At 75.6% G+C, this 18,860-nt stretch carries 15 protein-coding genes; 6 read left to right on the top strand and 9 right to left on the bottom strand.

Going from position 1 to position 18,860, the window contains the following annotated elements:
- Positions 1 to 187 precede the first annotated feature (187 nt).
- The 4 genes from OG550_RS02595 (at position 188) to OG550_RS02580 (ending at position 4,150) form a co-directional block, all read left to right on the top strand.
- Positions 188 to 1,666, top strand: coding sequence for an insulinase family protein (locus tag OG550_RS02595; protein ID WP_327674031.1), 1,479 nt, complete (start codon positions 188 to 190; stop codon positions 1,664 to 1,666).
- Between the two features lie 93 nt (positions 1,667 to 1,759).
- Positions 1,760 to 2,338, top strand: coding sequence for a hypothetical protein (locus OG550_RS02590; protein WP_327674029.1), 579 nt, complete (start codon positions 1,760 to 1,762; stop codon positions 2,336 to 2,338).
- A gap of 416 nt (positions 2,339 to 2,754) precedes the next feature.
- Entirely contained in the window at positions 2,755 to 3,201 is a 447-nt protein-coding gene (locus OG550_RS02585; RefSeq protein ID WP_327674027.1) for a hypothetical protein, read from the top strand.
- Between the two features lie 409 nt (positions 3,202 to 3,610).
- Entirely contained in the window at positions 3,611 to 4,150 is a 540-nt protein-coding gene (locus tag OG550_RS02580; RefSeq protein WP_327674025.1) for a GNAT family N-acetyltransferase, read from the top strand.
- Positions 4,151 to 4,378: 228 nt separating this feature from the next.
- On the opposite strand, the gene OG550_RS02575 is transcribed toward OG550_RS02580, so the two are convergent.
- The 3 genes from OG550_RS02575 to OG550_RS02565 all read right to left on the bottom strand — a co-directional run bounded on the left by OG550_RS02575 (position 4,379) and on the right by OG550_RS02565 (position 6,893).
- On the bottom strand, positions 4,379 to 5,119 hold the full coding sequence (locus tag OG550_RS02575; RefSeq protein WP_327674023.1) for a DUF4232 domain-containing protein: 741 nt from the start codon (positions 5,117 to 5,119) through the stop codon (positions 4,379 to 4,381).
- A gap of 351 nt (positions 5,120 to 5,470) precedes the next feature.
- Positions 5,471 to 5,743 (bottom strand): hypothetical protein, encoded by a 273-nt coding sequence (locus OG550_RS02570; protein WP_327674021.1) that lies wholly within the window; start codon positions 5,741 to 5,743, stop codon positions 5,471 to 5,473.
- Positions 5,744 to 5,852: 109 nt separating this feature from the next.
- Positions 5,853 to 6,893: an EamA family transporter gene (locus OG550_RS02565; protein ID WP_327674019.1), complete on the bottom strand. Its 1,041-nt coding sequence runs from the start codon at positions 6,891 to 6,893 to the stop codon at positions 5,853 to 5,855.
- Positions 6,894 to 6,961: 68 nt separating this feature from the next.
- On the opposite strand from OG550_RS02565, the gene OG550_RS02560 reads away from it, so the two are divergent.
- Together OG550_RS02560 and OG550_RS02555 are read left to right on the top strand one after the other, a co-directional pair.
- Positions 6,962 to 7,822: a LysR family transcriptional regulator gene (locus OG550_RS02560; RefSeq protein WP_327674017.1), complete on the top strand. Its 861-nt coding sequence runs from the start codon at positions 6,962 to 6,964 to the stop codon at positions 7,820 to 7,822.
- 230 nt (positions 7,823 to 8,052) lie between these two features.
- Positions 8,053 to 9,624, top strand: a complete 1,572-nt coding sequence (locus OG550_RS02555) for an alpha/beta hydrolase (protein WP_327674015.1) — start codon at positions 8,053 to 8,055, stop codon at positions 9,622 to 9,624.
- A gap of 252 nt (positions 9,625 to 9,876) precedes the next feature.
- Here OG550_RS02555 and OG550_RS02550 read toward each other — a convergent pair whose 3' ends face one another.
- The 6 genes from OG550_RS02550 to OG550_RS02525 form a co-directional block, all read right to left on the bottom strand.
- The gene (locus OG550_RS02550; RefSeq protein WP_327674013.1) at positions 9,877 to 11,241 is read right to left on the bottom strand and encodes a M14 family metallopeptidase; all 1,365 of its coding nucleotides are present in this window, start codon (positions 11,239 to 11,241) and stop codon (positions 9,877 to 9,879) included.
- A 209-nt stretch (positions 11,242 to 11,450) separates the two neighbouring features.
- Positions 11,451 to 12,896 carry a vWA domain-containing protein gene (locus OG550_RS02545; protein ID WP_327674011.1) on the bottom strand — a complete coding sequence of 482 codons (1,446 nt, stop codon included), beginning with the start codon at positions 12,894 to 12,896 and terminating at the stop codon, positions 11,451 to 11,453.
- The gene (locus OG550_RS02540) at positions 12,893 to 14,125 is read right to left on the bottom strand and encodes an AAA family ATPase (protein ID WP_327674009.1); all 1,233 of its coding nucleotides are present in this window, start codon (positions 14,123 to 14,125) and stop codon (positions 12,893 to 12,895) included. The genes OG550_RS02545 and OG550_RS02540 overlap by 4 nt, the downstream gene beginning before the upstream one ends.
- A gap of 171 nt (positions 14,126 to 14,296) precedes the next feature.
- Positions 14,297 to 15,664 (bottom strand): hypothetical protein, encoded by a 1,368-nt coding sequence (locus OG550_RS02535; RefSeq protein ID WP_327674007.1) that lies wholly within the window; start codon positions 15,662 to 15,664, stop codon positions 14,297 to 14,299.
- 410 nt (positions 15,665 to 16,074) lie between these two features.
- Complete coding sequence (locus OG550_RS02530; protein WP_327674005.1) at positions 16,075 to 17,304, bottom strand: ARPP-2 domain-containing protein; 1,230 nt, start codon at positions 17,302 to 17,304, stop codon at positions 16,075 to 16,077.
- Positions 17,301 to 18,806, bottom strand: coding sequence for a hypothetical protein (locus tag OG550_RS02525; protein ID WP_327674003.1), 1,506 nt, complete (start codon positions 18,804 to 18,806; stop codon positions 17,301 to 17,303). Before OG550_RS02525 ends, OG550_RS02530 begins: the two co-directional genes overlap by 4 nt.
- Positions 18,807 to 18,860: the final 54 nt, after the last annotated feature.

The raw sequence follows: 18,860 nt of genomic DNA, 5'->3' as shown, positions 1-18,860 counted from the left end.
GGGTGCCGGCTTCCGGGTGGCCGGTGGCCGGTGGCCGGTTCGCGTCGGGCCGGGCAGTGCCGAGGGGCCAGTGCCGGGGGGTGTCGGTGCCGCCTCCGGTCGGGCGCGTGCGGAAGAGGGGTCACGGAACGGGCCGTCGGCTGAAACCGATTGCGGGAATGGCCGAAAACGCACCTATGATCGCCAGGTGAATCACGAGGTCATCGATGGAATCCCTGTCCTGTGGGCCCCCGCGCCCGGCCCACTGGAGGCAGCCCTGGTCTTCGGCTGCGGCGCGCGGGACGAGACGTTCCGGACGCTCGGGGTGACCCACCTCGTCGAGCACCTGGCGATGAGCACCCTGCCCCGGCTGCACCACGACCACAACGCCTCGGTCGACCTGACCGTCACCGAGTTCACCTGCTCCGGACGGCCCGAGCAGGTCGTCGAGTACCTGGCGGGCGTCTGCGCCGCCCTCGGCGACCTCCCGCTCGACCGGATCGACCAGGAGGCCGGGGTCCTGGCGGCCGAGGGCGGCCGGGCCGCCGACCCGCAGACCGCCGAACTGCTCTCCCATCGCTACGGCGTCCAGGGCCTCGGCCTGGCCTCCTACAGCGGCCCCGGCGCGGACCGGATCACCGTCGAGGCCGTCCGGGACGCCGCCGCCCGCCACTTCCACGCCGGCAACGCCGTCCTGGTCCTCACCGGCCCGCCGCCCGAGGGGCTCCGGCTGCCGCTGCCCGCCGGGACGCGGCCCGACCGCAGCACCGCCCAGCCCGTCCTGCTCGACACCCCGTCCTGGCGGGAGGAGGACGTGCCCGGCCCCGGACTCGCCCTGCACGGGGACGTGAACGACTTCGCCCTGTTCCTCGCCGTCAAGGTGCTCGTGCACCGCCTGCGGGAGACCGCCCGCCACCGCCACGGCCTCTCCTACGACGTCTCCGAGGGTGCCGCCCTCGCCGGCCGCAGCAGCGGAGAGCGCGTCATCGGCCTCGACGCCCGCGAGGGCCAGGAGCAGCGCGTCACCGAACTGCTCTGGGAGGAGGCGCTCCGGCTGGCCCGCGAAGGCGTCACCGAGGAGGAGCTCGCCGAGGAGCGCGAGGGCCTCCGCGAGATCTGGACCGATCCCCGCGCCGTCGTCCACGAGCTCTCGCACGCCGCCGCCGCGCTCCTCTTCGGCGAGGAGTACCAGGACGTCGCGGCCCGCACGGCGGCGCTGGCCGCCGTGACGCCGGAACAGGCCCGGCAGGCCGTGGCGGACGCGCTGCGCACCGCACTGCTGGTGGTGCCCTGCGACGTCGAGGCCGCCCTGGTGCAGCCGGACGGCTCGCCGCTGCCCCGCCACCGGTGCGTCGCGCACACCGAGCTGCCCTCCGACGGGCAGGTGTTCCGGCCCGGGCTGGCCGACCGGCTGCGCTTCTCGGCGGCCCGCCGCGCCCGCCTCGTGGTCACCGGGACCGGGGTGTGGGCGCGCGAGCCCGACGGAGCCCTGCACCACGTGCCGTTCGACGAGGTCGTCGCCGTGGAGGTCCGTGGCCCGGGCCGGGTGGTCTTCGGGCGGGACACCTGCTTCGTGCCCGTCCTGCCCGACCTGTTCGCCGGACTGGGGCCGGCCGTCCGGGCCATCGACGCCGCCGTTCCGGCCGAACTGGTCTACCACGCCTCGGCGCTGCGCCCCGCGGACTGACCGGGACCGCCCGCCGGGCGCCCCGTCCCGCGTCACCTCGCCTCACCTCGCCTCACCGCGCTTCGTCTCACCTCACCTCACCGAAAGACCGTCATGCCCACGTACGCCGCCGTCACCTCTGCCCCGTCCGACCAGGTCCTGGACGCCCTGAAGCGTTCGAAGCGCGGTGGCTACCTCTACCCCGGCCCGCAGGGCACCGGGCTGCTCTTCGACCCGCCCAAGCCCCGGTTCGGGCGGATCAGCCGCAGCCGGATCATGGACCCGGCGTGGGCGCTCGCCGTCGACACCAAGACCGCCGTCTGGCTGCTGGAGGGCTCTGACTGGGGGGTCTCCGTCACCGCGTGCTTCCCCGGCGGCGGGTTCGACGAGCTGGGCTGGGCGGCCGACTGGACGCCGCCGGCCGACCCGGCCCAGGCGGCCGCCGACCGGGCGGCGTGGGACGGGTTCTGCGGGAAGGTCGCCCGCAAGGCGGGCCTGGCCGAGCCGGACGCTCTCGCCGAGGTCCGCAACGACCCGGGCCCGGACGGCACCCGCATCGGGCCCGAGGAGATCCTGCGCCGGATCTGCGAGCTGGTCGGCGCTCCCTCGGTGGTGGTCGGTCAGTCGCTCGGCCTCCAGGCGGGGCCGGCCGGGCGCGACTTCGTCCGCTTCGAGGCCAAGGGCGGTCGCTGAGCCCGGGGCGGCGGCTCTGCCCCGGGCCCGTCGCCCCGGCTCCGTCGCCCCGGCTCCGTCGAGGAGTGCCCGTGCTCCCCGCTCCGGGCCCGCCGCCGGTGTGTGCGGCCGGTGTGTGCGGCCGGGTCCGGATGCGTCGTGCCGGTCCGGGCCCGACCCCCTGCCGCGGGCCGGGCCAGGTCGCCGGGCCGCGGGCCGATGTGGCACATGCCGGGGATACATGACAGACCGTTCCGGCCACCGGAAGGTCACCCGCCGGTCAATCGGTACCGGGAAGGGCGGATCGTGGTCTTTTCTTCCCCGATCCCGGCACTCGGCCCGCTCAGGACTGCCATGCTGCCTCCCAGAACGATGTGACATGTCACAGGGTGCTCCCGGCGTGCGCCGAGGGCCCCGATCGAGGGAGGGAACCCCTGATGAAGCGTCTTTCCGCCGTCCTGGCCGGCGTAGCGGCCCTGGCCGCACTCACCGGCACCCAGGCCGTGGCCGCCACCACCCCCGCAGGTCCGGCCGGTCCGGTCGGGGCCGTCATCACCTGCGGGAGCCCGGGTGCGCCCGGATTCCTCCAGACCAGGGCCTGTATCGAGGTCACCGGGACCCAGGTCCGCCTCTACGGCACCGCCTACTCGACCAACCCGGGCTGGGTGGCCCAGAACGTCGGGTTCCGGCTGTCCGGCAACGCCGTCGGCCTGCCCCCGCTGCCGCCCATCACCCCGACCGTCCTGGTGCCCGTCGGTGGCCGCTCCGTCGGCGACATCACCCTCACGGTGCCCTGCGGCACCACGGTGAACGCCGAGTTCAGCGTCGACCAGTTCGGCTGGCCGCCGTCGACGGCCACGGCCTCCACCGTCGTCACCTGCTGATCCTCCCACCCGCCCACCCGTCCGTCTCGGCCGGCCTTGCACGGCCGGCCCACGATCTCCGTCGCCCCGGGCCGCCTTCACGCCCCGGGGCGACGGGCTCCCGGGTGGGCGCGAGATCCGGGACCGGTTCGCTCTGACCTGGTCCGGTCCGCCCCGCTCCGGTCGCCGTCCACCGCCGGAGCCGGGGTGCACCGCCGCCCCGGTGGCCGGGGCGCCAAGGCCGCCGTCGCAGGGGCCGCGTCGCGTGGCCGCCGGGCGGTCCGCGGTCTCACCCGGTCCGCACGCGGGGACGGACCGGGCGGTGCGCGCCGGCCGGCCGGTGCGCGGCGGCTCCGAACTCCGCCGGACGACTCCCGCGGAGTCAGGCGCGGGCGATTCGGTTGGTTTGACCAACTGTTAGCCTGCGGAGATGGAAGATCTGGGATCAGTGCCCTGGCCACCCGAGCCGATCAGGACCGAGAGGCTCGTGCTCCGCGAGCCCGAGGCCGGGGACCGTGCGGCGTTCGTCGAGCTGCTCGCCTCACCGGAGGTCCACACCTACCTCGGCGGCCCCCGGCCCCGTGACGAGGTCGAGGGCGATCTGCCCGCGGTGCCCGAGCGGTGGCCCGGGAGCTTCGCCGTCGATCTCGACGGGGAGATGATCGGCCAGGTCCTGCTGAGGCGGGCCACGGGGCACCGCCGCCCGGCCGCCGCGGGGAGGCTCGACCTCGGCTACCTGTTCCTGCCCCGGGCGTGGGGGGCCGGGTACGCGGCCGAGGCGTGCGCGGCGGCACTCGGCTGGCTGGCCGGTGCGCTTCCCGGCGAGCCGGTGGTGCTCACCACCCAGAGTGCCAACGCCGGCTCGATGCGTCTCGCGGCGAAGCTGGGGTTCGTCGAGGTGGAGCGGTTCGAGGCCTGGGGCGCCGAGCAGTGGCTCGGCCGGCGCGCACCGTCCCCGGTCACGCCGTAGGGCTGAGTCCGCGTCGGCGCCGCCGGGGAGCGCCCGCCCGGCCACCCGCGGGCACCCTCGGCGTCGCGGCCCGGCGCTGGGGCCGACAGCCCTGGAAGCCGACAGTCCTCGGGCGTGTCTGCAGAGTCCCGCCGGGGCCGCGACGCCGGGCATCCCTGCTGGGCGCACGCCCGGCCGGGCGCCCGACGCCGCGCCCTGGTCCGACGCGACCTTGCCGACACGCCCTATCTAGAACTCGTCGGCGCCGTTGCGCAGTTCGGGGGTCCAGTAGCCGGTGGCCCAGGCGGCCGGGTCGACGGCGATACCGGCCGGGCCCGGGGCCTTGACGGTGACCTGGCCGCCGCCTCCGGCGAGGGTGACGGAGAACGACGTCACGGCCTCGGTGTCCTCGTGGGCCCGGCCGTCGGACAGCTTCACGACCGCGTAGGCGGGGGCGCCGGCGTCGAGGGTGACGGGTGCGGCGGGCTTGCTCCCGGCGACGGCGGGGACGTTGCCGCGGCGGTCGTCGAGGAACCGGACCTGCGGGAAGTCGACGAGCCGGCAGCCGTGACCGGAGGTGTTCCTCGCCGTCAGGACGATGTGGGTGTGGGGCGGTCCGCCCTGGAGCGCGGCGGTGACGGCGACGTCCTTCGTCGTGCAGGCGGGTGCGGCCGCGCCGGGGGTCGTCGGGCCGGGGCCGTTCCCCGCGCCGGTGCTCTTCGCGGGGCCGGGGGTCCCGCCCGTGTCCGGGCCCCCGCCCGTGCCGGTGGCGGGGGCCTGGGCGGCGCCCGCCGTGTTTCCGCTTCCGCCGGTGTCGCCGCTGCCGGCGGCCGCCCCGCCGCCCGGGCCCGCCGCGGACCGCGTCGGCGCGGCGGCCGCCCCCGTGGGCGTGCTGCCGGAGCCGTTCCCGCCGCAGGCGGTCAGCGCGAGGGCGAGTACGGCGGTGCCGGCGGCGGCCAGGGCGGTGGTGCGGTGGTGGACGGTGCGCATGCTGGATCCCCGCTGTCGGTGGTGTGGTGACGCATGGTCCGGTGGGACCGGGACGACCATGGCCCGCGACGCGTCCCGACCGCCAGGGCCGGTCGCCGATCCGGGACGCTGGGACGTCTCAGGGCCTCCGGCCTGCGGAAACGCGTCCGCCTGGAACGGTGGAACGGGACGCTTCGGGGCGGGGCGGGGTCGGGGACGGGGTCGGCCGGTCTCAGGCGGGGGCCGGGGCCGGGGGCTCTCCCCGGGAACGCGACGAGGGCCCCGACACGGTCGGGGCCCTCGCGGAACCGGTGCGGCGTCACGTGAGCCGGGTGGGGCCGCCCGGCGTCCGGCGGCCCCACCCGGAGGCGGTCAGCAGCGGACGTTGCGCTCGCAGTCGAGGAGCCGCTGGATGTAGGCGTCCAGCGACCGCGCCCGGGCCTCGGCGACGTTGGCCTCCTGGTAGTGACCCTGCTGGCGCAGCTTGTTGGCCTGGGTGTGGAGCTTCTGCGCCTGGACCCGGAGCTCCTCGACGTTGACCGAGATCGAGCCGGCGGCCGAGGCGGACTGGGCGGGTGCGACGGAGAGGAGCAGGCCTCCCGCGAGCACGGCGGTGGCGGCGAGCGCGGACATGCGGCGACGCATGGTTCCCCCTGATTTTCCTGGTGTTCACTGATGATTCGGCCATCCGTCGAACTGATGACCGATCAGTAGTGTAGAAGATCTTGTCCGATGCTCGGACACCACCCACCGCTCAGCGTTCCCGCCGCCCCGCGGAGCCCGTCCGCACGGCCCCCGCGCCCGCCGCCACCACCAGGGCGACCGCCAGGCACTGCCCGGTCGACAGCGACTGGCCCAGGACCAGGAACCCGGCCAGCGCCGCGATCGCCGGGGACAGGCTCATCAGCACCGCGAACGTCGCGGAGGGGAGCCGGCGCAGGGCCAGCAGTTCCAGCGTGTACGGCAGCCCCGAGGACAGCAGCGCCACCGCGAGCCCGGGCCCCAGCACCCGCGGGTCGAGCAGCGCGCCGCCCGCGGAACCGACCCCGAGCGGCAGGCTGACCAGGGCGGCCACCGCCATCGCCAGGGCCAGTCCGTCCAGTCGCGGGAACCGCGCACCGGCCCGGGCGTTGCAGACGATGTACACCGCGCACAGGGCGCCCGCCCCGAGCGCGAACCCGGCACCCGCCGGGTCGAGCCCGTCGAAGCCGTCCCGCCCGAGCAGGAAGACACCGGCCAGCGCGAGCCCGGCCCAGAGCAGGCTCACCGCCCGGCGGGCGGTGAGCACCGACAGCAGGAGCGGGCCGAGGACCTCCAGGGTCACCGCCGGACCGAGCGGGATCCGGTCGATCGCCTGGTAGAAGAGGATGTTCATCCCGCCGAGCGCGACCCCGAAGGCCCCGATGACCGCCCAGTCCGAACGGCTGTGGCCGCGCAGCCGGGGGCGGCAGACGGCGAGCAGCAGGACGGCCGCGATCGTCACCCGCAGGGTCACCACGCCCAGGGCCCCGACGCGCGGGAAGAGCAGGGCGGCGACGGCGGAGCCGAAGTGGACGGAGAGGCCGGCGGCCACCACCAGCCCGATCCCGCCGAGGCTGCCGCGGCCGGCGGCGGCCGTCCCCGTCCCCGTCCCGGGTAAGGGAGCCGCGCCCGACGCGGGCGTCGGGGGCGTGCCGGGCGCCGTCGCCGTGGGCGCCGTCGTCGTGGGTGCGGCCGCCCCGGCCGCCGCTCCCGCCCAGGCCGGAGCCCCGGACCGTGCACCCGTCATCACCGCGTGGGACCTCGTGTTCGTCATGGCTCCACGCTAGGAACCCGCGTGCTCCGCGTGAAATGCCGATCCGGCGGTGGTTATGCTCTCCGGGCATGACCATGGAGCTGCGCCACCTGCGGGCCTTCCTCGCCATCGCCGAGGAGGGCACCATCACGCGCGCCGCGGCCCGGCTGCACGTCGGCCAGCCCGCGCTCTCCCGGACGCTGCGCCGGCTGGAGGACCACCTCGGCGTGCGGCTGGTCGACAGGTCCACCCACCACCTGGAGCTCACGGCGGCCGGCCGGGCCTTCCGCGACAGGGCCGCCGCCGCGGTCGCCGCCGTCGAGGAGGCCCTCGACCCGCGCTCCCTGACGGTCCTCCCGCTGCGCCTCGGCCACCCCTGGGCCGCCCTCGGCGACCACACCATCCCGCTGCTGCGCCGCTGGGACGAAGAGCACCCCGACGTGCCGCTGGAGCTGCGCCGCATCGACGACCGCACGGCCGGGCTCTCCCGGGGCAGCGTCGACGTCGCGCTGCTGCGCGGGGACGTCGCCGCGCCCGACCTGGTGACGGAACTCCTGCTGGAGGAGGACCGGGTGGCGGTGGTGCCGGCCGGCAGCGACCTGGCCGACCGTGACGTCCTCACGCTGGCGGACCTCGCGGCGTGGCCGGTCGTGCTGAACACCGTGGCGGGCACCACCACCCTGGACCTCTGGCCCGCCGCCACGCGCCCGACGGTGACGATCGAGGTCACCAACACGGACGAGTGGCTGACGGCCATCGCCGTGGGCCGGGCGGTGGGCGTCTCGACGTCGGCGACACCCCGTCTCCACCGGCATCCCGCCCTCGCCTACCGGCCGCTGGCCGACGCCCCGCCGGTGCCCCTGCTGCTCGCCTGGCGGCGCGGCGTCCCGGAGCACCCGGCGATCCCGGCCCTGGTCCGCCTGGCCCGCGAACTGCTCGCCGCCGGGTGACCGGTGGCGTCCGGCGGCCACCGACGGCCGACGGCCGGGGACTGAGACGAGGCCCCACGGCCGAGGGGGCCGCATCCGGACTCCGGCATCCGGTCTCCGACGCCCGCCCACCGGCCGGTGAGGTGGGTCAAGACTACGACGCACACGCATGACTGACGCATCGTGAGACGCGGATCCCGCACCCCGTCAGGGGGATGACGTGGCGACCTCGTCTCCCTATGGTCTAGTCCATGTTGAAGCATTCACTGAGATCCGTCTGCGGCGCGGTGGCCCTGGCGCTCGCCGCCGCCCTCGCCGCCGCAGGGCCGGCCGAGGCCGCACCCGGCCCGTCCACCCCGCGGCTGACCTGGACGGACTGCCCGCCCGACCCCTCCTCCGCACCGGTGGACCCGCGGCTGCGCTGCGCCAGGCTCCGTGTCCCGCTGGACTACCGTGCGCCGTCCGGGAAGACCATCGAGATCGTGGTGTCCCGGCTGTCCACCGCCAAGCCGGGACTGCGCCGGGGCGTCCTGGTGCACAACGGCGGCGGCCCCGGAGCGGCCAGCCTGCACATCCCGAGCAGCCGCGTGAACGACTACCCCCAGGACGTGCTGGACCGCTACGACCTGGTCAGCTTCGACCCGCGCGGCGTCGGCTACAGCACCCCGGTCACCTGCGGGCTCACGCCCGCACAGCTGCCCAACGAACTCGTCTTCCCGTTCCCCGGCCCCGACGGCTCCATCGCCCCGAACGTGCGGTTCGCCCGCGAGGTCGCCCGGGACTGCCTGGCCAACGGCGGCGAGCTGATCCGGCACCTGAACACGGCCAACACGGCGCGCGACCTCGACCGGATCCGCGCCGCCCTCGGCGAACCGCGGATCTCCTACCTGAGCGCGTCCTACGGCACCTACCTGGGCACCGTGTACGCGGAGCTGTTCCCCGGGCGCACCGACCGGGTCGTCCTCGACTCCAACGTCAGCCCCAACGTCACCTGGCAGGAACGCTTCGCCCTCCTGGACCCGGCCAGTGAGGCGCGCTTCGGCGACTTCGCCGCCTGGGCGGCCGCGCGCGACGCCGACCTGCACCTCGGCGCGACGCCCGCCGCCGTGCGCCGGAACTACCTCGACCTCGCCGCGAAGCTCGACCGCACCCCGGTGGTGCACCCGGTGGCCGGGCCGGTCAACGGCGGTCTGTGGCGCGCGATCTACCGCTTCGACGCCTACCACACGATGTTCTTCCAGGAGATCGCCGACTGGTGGACCTACCTCGCCGCCGACGGCAACGCCCCCGTCCCGTACTGGTGGCTGAACCGGACGACGCCGGGGATCCCCGCCGACAACGACGTGGCCGCGCTCTTCGCGGTCGTCTGCAACGACAGCCCGGCCCCGCGCAACACCGCCCGCTACCAGCGGAACGTGACCGCCGGCCGGGCCGAGTACCCGATCCTGGACGGCCTGGGCGCCAACATCTGGCCCTGCGCGTTCTGGACGGAGCCGCTCGAACCGCAGGTCCGGATCACCGACCGGGGACCGGCCAACGTCCTCCTGCTGCAGACCGCCCGCGACTCGGTGACCCCGTACGAGGGCGCCCTCGCCATGCGGTCCACGCTCGGCCGGCGCGCCAGGATGGTCACGGTCGACGGCGGCAACCACGGGGCCTACGACCCCGGCACCCCGTCCTGCGCCGTCACCGCGGCCAACCGCTTCCTGGCCGACGGCGTCCTGCCCGGGCGCGACCGGTTCTGCGGCACCGACCCGGTGGGCACCCCCGCCGGTGCGGCGGCCCCGCGGTTCGCGCGCCCCGGGGCGACGGCCCTCGCCTGACGGCCCGGCCCCCGCTGCCGGCTCCGGCCTGACGCCAGGCCCCGAGCTCCGGCCCGACACCCCGGCCCCGGCCTGACGCCAGGCCCCGAGCCTCGGCCTGACACCAGGCCCCGAGCTCCGGCCCGACGCCGCCGCCGGACCGTCCGCCCCCCGTGCGGCCGGCTCCCCGGCGTACGGCCGGAGCGGCCGCGCCGGGCGGGACCCGGCTCGGGATCCCGCCCGACCCGGGATCCCGCCCGGCGCGGACCGCCGTCAGCTCGCGATACCGCAGTACTGCTGCTGCTTGCCGATCGCGCGGTAGACGCAGTCGGCCGTCTCGACCAGCCGCAGCACCGCCTCGCGGTTGCGGCTGGTCTCCCGCCCGATGACCTCGTCGGGCGGGTAGAAGCCGCTGCCGCCGTTCGGCCCGGGGTACATCTCGAAGGTGTAGGCGAACACCCGCTGCGCACCCCACAGCCAGTCGTCGATCGAGCCGTCGGTGATGTAGAGGTCGCTCGACTGCTCGGGCGTGTAGCCGTTGGTGCCGGCCATCGTCCGGCCCAGGGTGGCGAAGGTGTTGTACTCGTCTGCCGTCATGCCGGTGGCGGTGTTGGCGGTCGTCCAGCCGAACGGCCAGAGCACCAGTTCGCTGTAGGTGTGGAAGTCGATGGCGGCGGTGATCTGCTGCTTGCCGCCCACCACCCGGGTGCGGACGAAGTCGGCGACCACCTTGGTCTCCTTGGCGGACTCCGGCGCGCTGCCCCGGTAGGTCTCGCTGGAGGTGGATCCGGAGGAACCGCCGCAGCAGCCCCACTTGTAGTTCCAGTTGCGGTTGAGGTCGGTGCCGACGCTGCTGCTGCCGGAGTTCGGCTGGCGGTCCTTGCGCCAGCTCCGGTAGCGGCCGGTCGCGATGTCGTACTCGCCGCCGTCCGGGTTGAGGTCCGGGATCACCCAGATCTCGCGCCCGTTGACGGCGCCGGCGATCCTGCTGTCGGTGGCGTACTTGTCGCCGAACTCGTGCAGCAGGTAGAGGGCCATCTCGACGGTGAGGTGCTCGCGGGCGTGCTGGTGGGCGGTGAACAGCACCTCGGGTTCGTTCTCGTCGGTGCCGACGTTGTCGCTGATCTTGACGGCGACGATCGGCCGGCCCTCGTAGGAGGTGCCGATGACGCGCTTGCTCATGATGGCGGGGTGCGCGGCGACCACGGCGTCGATGTCGGCGGCGGCCTCCGCGTAGTTGTGGTAGCCGGAGTCGGCGGACGGGAAGTCGTACACCGACGCGCCCACCGCCTCCTCCCCGGCCCCCGCGCCGTACCGGGGGCCGGGCAGCAGGGTGGGGGACCAGCCGAGCGCCCGCAGCCGGGCGGCCTCGGCGGGGGTGGCGGTGACGACGACCGAGTCGGGCAGGACGGCGTCGACGGAGGCGCCGGTGGCGGCGACGGCCGTGCGTTCGGCGACGGTGCGGGGCCCGTCGAGGCGGTACTGCCGGACGGTGTCGGCCGTGGCGCCGGCGGCCGTGGTGGTGTCGGCGGCCGAGGCCGGGTGCGAGGCGGCCTGGAGGGTGAGCGGGGAGGCGAGTGCGAGGGCCAGCAGGACGGCGGTGACCGCGGCGGGCTTCCCTCGGCGGGGCAGTCGCATGACTGTCCTCCTGTGGGGGATCCGTAGGGACGGAACAGGGGAGGAACTGCGGCGCGCGCCAGCATGATGGTCCGTCAATGTCATGGATTCGTCAAGGAGTTGGGTGTGTCGAGGAATCCGGCCGGCGCCCGACCGCCGTTCACTCGGCTCACCTCATCCGGCTCACCTCATCCGGCTCACCTCATCCGACTCACCTCACCCGGCTCGCTTCACCCGGTGGCGGTCGAACCGATCTCCACCACGCGCGCCCAGGCGGGCGGGACGTCCGGCCGGTAGTCCGGATCGTCCTCACGCCACGAACTCCCCGCCCACGGCCGGCCGAACAGGCCCACCACCGTCCGGCACGGCGGCCGGGCGGCGGGCCACGCCGTCTGCCCGTCGGTCAGGACCACCACGACGTCCGGACGCGGCCGCCTCCCCAGCGCCGCCGCGAAACCCGTCCGCAGATCCGTCCCCCCACCGCCCACCAACGCGATCCCCTCGGCCCGGCACAACGGGTGCACCGCCTGGGCCGCCGCGTCACACGACACCACCGTGACCAGGTCACGCCGCCCGCCCACCGCCCGGGAGATCGCCGCCACCTCCAGGAGCGCGCTGCCCAACTCGGCGTCGGCGACCGAACCGGAGGTGTCGACCACCACCGAGACCCGGGGCGGCCTGCGCCGCAGGCTCGGCAGCACGGCACCGGGCACCGACGCCGAACGCCGCGACGGCCGCCCGTAGCTGTAGTCGTCGCCCGAACCGGACCCGCAGACCGCCGAGCGGACCGCCGCCCCCAGCAGCTCCCGCCACGCCCGCGGCGGATGGAACGCCTCCTCCGCCCACCGCTCCCACCCCTTCGGGGCATGCCCCGGACGGCCGTTGATGCCCTGTGCCACCCGGAACCGCACCGCGTCCCGCTCCTGCGCACTGAGACCGTGCGCGCCGTCCGGGCCGAGGTCCCAACCCCGCTCCAGTCCGTCCGCGCCGCTCCCGCAGTCCAGCCACACCAGGCCCTGCGTCAGCGGCCCCAGCCGGAACCGGCGCAGGTAGTCCTCCAGCAGCTCACCCTCGGGCAGCCCGAGGGCCGCCGGCTCGACCGCCCCCTCCGGCCGGACCAGCCCGTCCCCGAACACGTCGTCGTTGATCTCGCAGTCCGCGGCGATGTTCATCCGCAGCCGCTCGCCCGGACCGGTCAGCCCGCGCTCCCGCGCGACCCGGTCGCTGCGCCCGTGGTGGTCGCGCAGCAGGTGCGAGACCTCGTGCACCCAGACACCGGCCAGCTCCTCGACCGGGGTGAGGGCCACGAACGCGGGGGAGGCGTAGCAGCGCCAGTGCCGGTCGACGGCCATCGTCGGGACCAGCCGTGACTCGACGACGTGCAGGGCGAACAGCGCCGTCGCCAGGTAGGGGCGGATCCGGGCCGCGTGCAGGCGGGCGGCGAACAGCTTGTCGAGGTCCAGCGGCGCGGGTGCCGCCGGTGCGGGTGCCGCCGGTGGGTGGGGCCGGGGGACGGGTACTCGGGCCGCGGGTGCCTGAGGTGCGGTGCCGGGGGCGGCGCTCCACGCGGTGTCGGGGTCGCCGTCCCACGCGGTGTCCGGTGCCGTGTCCCACGCGGTGTCGGGGTCGCCGTCACCGGCGGCGGCAGGCGCGTCGGTCCGCATGGGCGTGCTCATCGGCCCGCCTTCGTGGTGCGGGCGGAGGCCATGACGGCCGCACGGTCCGCCCGCCGGGACAGGGCCACCGCCCCGGCGAGCCCCTCGATGGACGCCGGTACGTCCCAGTCCTCCCGGCGCAGCGTGGCGAGCGTGGTGGCGGGCACCACCACCAGGTCCGGCGCCCCGGTCTCCACCGCCCGGACCAGCAGGGCCCAGGCGGCGTCCCAGCGCGCCCGCTCCGGACGCCGTCGGACCGCCGCGACCACGCCGTCCAGCACGGCCTGCCGGAGGTCCCCGCGCTCGGGCAGCACGGCGGACGCCGGATCGGCGAGCAGCACCTCGGGGTCGGGGAGGTCCATCCGGTCCAGGCCGGCCAGCAGCTCCAGCCCCGGACCGTCGCCCACCGTGCCCCGGACCAACTGGGAGAGCACCTCCCGGTCGGAGCCCGCGGCGGTCGCGAAGGCGATCAGGCGCAGCGCCATCTCCCAGCTCCGGGGCGACGGCCAGGCACCGCCCCGCCGAACCTCGCCCTCGGGCAGCCGGTGCACCAGCGTGGGGCGGGCGGTCAGCAGCCCGCACACCGCGCGGCGGGCGAAGTCCACGGCCCCGGTCAGGAGTTGCGGATCGAGGAGGGGCAGAGTGGCACGGGGCCAGGTCCCGCCGAGGCCGCGGACCACCACCTCGGGGTCGTGGGTCCACTGGAGATGGACGAACCGGTTGGCGAGCGGCGGGCTCAGCTCCCAGCCGTCCGCCGCCGAGGAACGCGGATTGGCGGCGGCCACGATCCGCACCCCGGGCGGGAGCCGGAGGGCGCCGATCCGCCGTTCCAGGACCACGCGCAGCAGGGCGGCCTGGACGGCCGGCGGGGCGGTGGACAGCTCGTCCAGGAAGAGCAGCCCCCGGCCGGCCCGGACCAGGCGCACCGCCCAGTCCGGCGGGGCCATCGGGACACCCTGCACGGCGGGGTCGTCCCCGACGACGGGCAGCCCCGAGAAGTCGGACGGCTCGTGCACGCTGGCGATCACCGTGGTCAGCGGCAGGTCCAGGGCCTCGGCGAGCTGGTTCAGGGCGGCGGTCTTGCCGATCCCGGGCTCGCCCCAGAGCAGGACGGGCAGGTCGGCGGCGACGGCCAGGGTCAGGGCCTCCAGCTGGGCGTTCGGGCGCGGTTCGGTGGCGGTGTCGTTCAGGAGGGTCAACAGGTCGGCGGCGACGTCGAGTCGAGTGGGCATGGCAAGGCTCGGGGGCATGGCGGGATCACCTTCGGGTTCTCGGTGGGTCACGGGGGGAATCGCTCGGGGCGGGGCGTGGCCCCTGCACCCGTCGGCGTTTCGGGTGCGATTCGGTGCGGGTCGGTGTGTGGCCGGTGCGAGTCGGTGTGTGGCCGGTGTGGCAGGCGTGGGAGGGCGTCTGTGCGCGGGTCAGCGGGAGTCGGCGTGGCGGGGGCGTGATCGGCGGGCGGGACGCCGGTGGCGGACCGGTCGGCCGACGTGCTCGATCCGCGGCCCGACCAGGCCGGCCCTGAACAGCCCGTAGGTGACGCGTTGTCGGGCGGCCGCCTCCAGGTCGTCCCGCAAGGCACCCTCGCGCAGCATCGCCTCGGGACCCAGCAGGGCCTCGACGGCGGCCAGCGCTCCGGCGGTGTCGCCGTGGTCGAGGCGCGCGCGGACGTCGGCGAGGTTCTCCGGACGGCGGTGTGCCTCGTCGATGACCTGCAGGCAGGGCAACGGCGTACCGGTCAGGGCGACCAGCAGCTCCTCGCGCCGGAGTTCCGCCGGGTCGTGGTCCAGCGGGGCCAGCACCCCGTCGACCAAGCCGATCCGGTGCAGCTCACCCCGGCAGTCGACCACACGGTGCCGCCCTGTCGGGTCGGCCGCCACCGCTGGGCCGGGCACCCTCGCCGGGTCGGCCTGCCAGTGGTCGGGCACCAAGGCCGAGGCGACCAGCGGATGGAGCTGGTCGGGCCGGATCAGCCCGGCGCGGAGCAGTTCCAGGTCCGGCAGTACCCAGGTCGCCGCGTCCGGCAGGACGGGCAGGCCGGCGGACCGGTCGGCCGTCGTGCGCGTGACGGCGGCCCCGTCCCGGTCCGTTGGCACGTCGAGGAGCAGCCGCTGGCGGGACCCGAGCCGGACCACCACGGCCCCGGCGGACCGGCCCTCGGCACCGAGCAGGATCCCTGCCTCGGCCGCCCACCGGTCCACGGCGCAGCTGAACCCCGGCGGAACCGGGAACCCCTCTGCCGACGGTCGGCCGGTCCCGGCCCGCACCCCCAACTCACCTGCCCTGCGGGCGTCCCACAGGTGGCGGTGCAGGTCGAGGCGGAACCGCCGGGCGGGGTGCGGATGCGGATGCGGATGCCGACGCGGGCGCCCGTCGTCGCGGGACGCGTCCCACAGCGCGAGGCTGATCCGCTGACCGGCATCCGCCCAGGCCGGAGTCGTCCGGACCACGAGCTGCACCGGTCCAGAGCCGTACCGTGCCAACGGCACGGTCAGCCCGGGCCGCAGCAGCCCGTCGGGTGCGGTCCTCGGAAGGTGCCAGCGCAGCAGATCGGGTGCCAAGTGCCGTAGGTCGTCGCGGACTTGTGCCGCGAGATCTCGGCCGTAGGCACGGGAGACGGACCGCAGGTCGAGATCGACGTCGACACCTGCGGCAGCACAGGCCCCCGCCCAGTCACCGACCCGGCGGCGAGCGGTCGCAGTCTCGATCACGGTGGGCGGCACGGCGAACTCGCGCACGCGCCGCCAGAAGGAAAGCCGGGAATCCCCGTTCGCGTCCTGAGTGAGCATCAGCACTCACCTTGCGCGGACGGGACCCCCGATCTGTCAGGAGAAGTCATCATCGCGGCGACCCTACTGCGTCACCCTTGGGAACCACCACCCCTTTTCGCCGGGCGAGCGCCGACGGGCGCTGGACTTGTGCGGGGGTGCGGCCCGCCGCGGGCGGCGCGCCGTGGCCGTGTCACGGGGTGCGTCGGCCCGCGTCCGGTGGCGCGGGCGGGGGTGGCGGAACAGGCGGAACAGGCGGCCGGGATGGTGCCGGGGGCATCGGCGGAACCCGCGCCCCCCGTGGTGGCGGCTCGGTCGCATCCGGCTCGTCGGGCAGCAGGCGGATCCCTCGGCGCAGCCGCACCGCGCCGCGCAGGTCGTAGGTGCGCCGGCGCTGGGCGACGGCCCCGGCCGGCGCCGGGACGCCCCTCCTACCCGTTGCCCCGGCGGGCCTGGCGGCGGTAGTGGTCGAGGACGTCCTGGCGCAGCAGGCCGCCGAATCCGGCGGACTCCAGACGGAGGCCGAGCTGGGCCTCGGTGATCCCCAGGGACGCGGCGGTGGCCGGGAGGTGCCAGTCGTGGGCGGCGAGACGGTCGAGGAGGTGGCCGCGGCGGACCTGGCTCTCGGAGAGGCGGAACGTCTTGAGGTAGGCGACCCGCCCGGTCTCGTCGGTGATGGTCTCGCCGATGTGGTTCTCCTGCTTGGGGCGGAAGTCCGGCAGGAAGCGGGAGAGGGTGAACCGGTCGAGCCGGTACACCACCTGTCGGCGGTGCTCCACGCCCAGCAGGCCGCCGGCCATCGTCAGGTCGTGGAACCGCGCCCAGGCGCGTTCCTCCTCCTCGACGGCGGCGCGGAGCCCGGCGAGCGAGCGGATCGGCCCGGCGGGGCGCAGGTCGGCACGGAAGTCGGGCACCGGGGCCGACAGGGTGCCGTAGTGGTGGATGAGTTCGCCGTAGAGGTCGAGGAGCAGGCTCCGGTGCAGGGCCAGGTAGTCGTCGGGGTGCGGCACCACGAAGGTGGCCGCGAGGGCGTCGGCGACGTACACCAGGAGGCCGCACTGGCCGGGGTGGAGTTCGAACACCCGGAGGGCGTCGGCCAGTCCGCGGACCTGGGCGCCGCTGTACGCCTCCTCGGCGCGTGGTGACAGACCGCGGCGCAGGGCCAGCTCGGACCACTGCTCCCAGGCGATCGACGGGCCGCCGAAGTGCAGTGCGAGGTAGCCCTCCAGGGCGAGGTGGAGGGGGAGGAAGCGCAGCCTGGTGCGGTTCTCGCGCTTGGCCATCCGGTGCGGCATCCGGAGCCGGACGTGCTCGGTCCCGCTCCCGGGTGCCGTCCCGTTCCCCGCTGCCGGACCGCCGCCAGGCCCCGTTCCGGTCGGGGAGGGGCCGAGCCGGGTGCCGTAGGCGGCCGCGGGGGTGCCGTCGCGGTTCCAGTCGGCGACGAAGCCGTGCGGGACGTACGCGTGGTAGGTGGTCCGGCGGTCGGCCTGGACGGCGGTGGGCTCGGCGAACTCGTCCGCGTGGAGCTCCTGGTGGAGCCGGAGGTCGTGGAACGGCTCGTCGCGGACCAGCGGCACCAGCCGGACCCCGCCCCACACCTGGGCGGGCCGCACGGTGAGGCCGGCCAGGTCGGGACGGAACGTCGGCGCTGCGGCGGTCATCCTGTCTCCTCCGCGTGTCCGGCGGCCCGGGCCGTGCCGGTGGCCTGAGCCGTGCCGGTGGCCCGGGTCGTGTCGGCGGCTGCCAGGAAGCTCTCCGTACGGGCCGCCAGGTGTGCCGTCAGCTCGGCGAGGTCGGTGCGGCCCTCCGCGAACCGGGCGAACTCGACCAGCGAGGGCAGGTCCTCGGCGTCGCGCAGCCCGGCGGTGGGCACCGTCGGGGCCAGTCGCCGGACGTCGAAGTCCTCGGCGTCGTACACCGGGTTGAGGTGCACGACGCTGGTCCGCCGGTCGGGGTCGAGCCGGGTGCGCCACACCCGCAGCACCTCGGCGGCCAGTCCGGGAGGCGCGTTGTCCCAGCCGTCCGAGACGATCAGCAGCCGCTGCGGCGCGGTGTCGAGCGCGTCGAGGATCCGCCGGCCGAGCGGGGTCGGGCCGGTCGGCCGGGCGAGCAGCGCGTCGGTGCGGCCGGAGGTCCACAGCGCCGTGTACTCGTCGGCGAGCACCTCCAGCAGGAAGTGGCTCGCCAGTGCGGTGGCGAGCGGGCGCCGTCGCTTGCGGCCCGATCCGTACGAGGAGAAGCTGTCGTCGAGGACGGCCGTGACCCGTCCCCAACCGCCCTCCCGCGCACCGGCGGAGAGCGCCGCCCGGCGGGCGGCGGCGCGCAGGGCCGCGGTGAGCTCCGCGCGCCGGGCCGTCCGGTCGGCGGGCGGCAGGCCGAGGACGTACGAGGCGAGCCTGGTGAGCGGCATCCGGGCCAGGTCGGCGCCGACGGCGGTGGCGCCGTGGCCGCGGGCGGACTCCTGGAGGCGCAGCCGCTCCAGTGTGGTCATCCGGGGTGCGATGCGCTCCAGGAAGGTCGCGCGGGGGATGCCGTGCCGCTGGGCGAAGCCCTCGGCGACGGTGTACGGGAGTTCGTAGAGGGCCGCCTGCTGGTGGTGGGCGCGGCGCCAGGCGTCGAGCAGCGGCGACTCGAAGCGTCCGCGGCGGCGCGGCGCGTACAGGAAGTCGCCGGTCTCCTCCGCCAGCGGCCGCAGATGGGTGTGGCGCAGTGCGAGCTTGAGGCCGCTGCGGTACTTCACGGCGTCGAAGGCCTGGTCCGGGCGCGCGGCGAGCCAGTCGCGCAGGATCGCGCGGGTGCGGCGGTTGTTGACCTTGGCCCGGCGCAGCTCCGCGATCAGCCGGTACACCCGCTGCGGGGGCAGCAGCGCCAGCCGGCGTGCGATCAGCCGGCCCTCGGTGTCCCGCTGCTCGGGGGTGGCCTCGCGGGCGTTCTCCAGCAGGCGTCGGACGATCAGCGCGGCGTTGTGGTCGTTGATGTCGAGGGCGAGCGCGGCGGCGTACGGCTCGCGGTAGTTGACGAGCATGTACTCGTGCAGGAAGTCGAGCGAGAGCCGCTGCTCGTCCGCTCCGCCGTGGAACTCGTGCTGGCCGGTGCCGGTGATCGCGGCGTTGACGAAGAGCAGGACGTCCTCGGCGGCGACGAGGTCGCCGTACGTCTCCACCGTGCCGCCCCCGCTCCTGCTGCTCGTTCCCGCCCCTGCCCCTGTCCCGGAATC

This window comes from Kitasatospora sp. NBC_00458, from assembly GCF_036013975.1.
Classification (GTDB): Bacteria; Actinomycetota; Actinomycetes; order Streptomycetales; family Streptomycetaceae; genus Kitasatospora.
This window is presented reverse-complemented; position numbering and strand designations above follow the sequence as displayed.

What these genes read in the sequence shown, in the direction of transcription:
- OG550_RS02580 (WP_327674025.1), top strand. Translation starts at nt 3,611, where the DNA reads ATGGAAGATCTGGGATCAGTGCCCTGGCCACCCGAGCCGATCAGGACC.
- OG550_RS02540 (WP_327674009.1), bottom strand. Translation starts at nt 14,125, where the DNA reads ATGCCCCCGAGCCTTGCCATGCCCACTCGACTCGACGTCGCCGCCGAC.
- OG550_RS02590 (WP_327674029.1), top strand. Translation starts at nt 1,760, where the DNA reads ATGCCCACGTACGCCGCCGTCACCTCTGCCCCGTCCGACCAGGTCCTG.
- OG550_RS02570 (WP_327674021.1), bottom strand. Translation starts at nt 5,743, where the DNA reads ATGCGTCGCCGCATGTCCGCGCTCGCCGCCACCGCCGTGCTCGCGGGA.
- OG550_RS02545 (WP_327674011.1), bottom strand. Translation starts at nt 12,896, where the DNA reads ATGAGCACGCCCATGCGGACCGACGCGCCTGCCGCCGCCGGTGACGGC.
- OG550_RS02560 (WP_327674017.1), top strand. Translation starts at nt 6,962, where the DNA reads ATGACCATGGAGCTGCGCCACCTGCGGGCCTTCCTCGCCATCGCCGAG.
- OG550_RS02585 (WP_327674027.1), top strand. Translation starts at nt 2,755, where the DNA reads ATGAAGCGTCTTTCCGCCGTCCTGGCCGGCGTAGCGGCCCTGGCCGCA.
- OG550_RS02535 (WP_327674007.1), bottom strand. Translation starts at nt 15,664, where the DNA reads ATGCTCACTCAGGACGCGAACGGGGATTCCCGGCTTTCCTTCTGGCGG.
- OG550_RS02555 (WP_327674015.1), top strand. Translation starts at nt 8,053, where the DNA reads ATGTTGAAGCATTCACTGAGATCCGTCTGCGGCGCGGTGGCCCTGGCG.
- OG550_RS02530 (WP_327674005.1), bottom strand. Translation starts at nt 17,304, where the DNA reads ATGACCGCCGCAGCGCCGACGTTCCGTCCCGACCTGGCCGGCCTCACC.
- OG550_RS02575 (WP_327674023.1), bottom strand. Translation starts at nt 5,119, where the DNA reads ATGCGCACCGTCCACCACCGCACCACCGCCCTGGCCGCCGCCGGCACC.
- OG550_RS02565 (WP_327674019.1), bottom strand. Translation starts at nt 6,893, where the DNA reads ATGACGAACACGAGGTCCCACGCGGTGATGACGGGTGCACGGTCCGGG.
- OG550_RS02550 (WP_327674013.1), bottom strand. Translation starts at nt 11,241, where the DNA reads ATGCGACTGCCCCGCCGAGGGAAGCCCGCCGCGGTCACCGCCGTCCTG.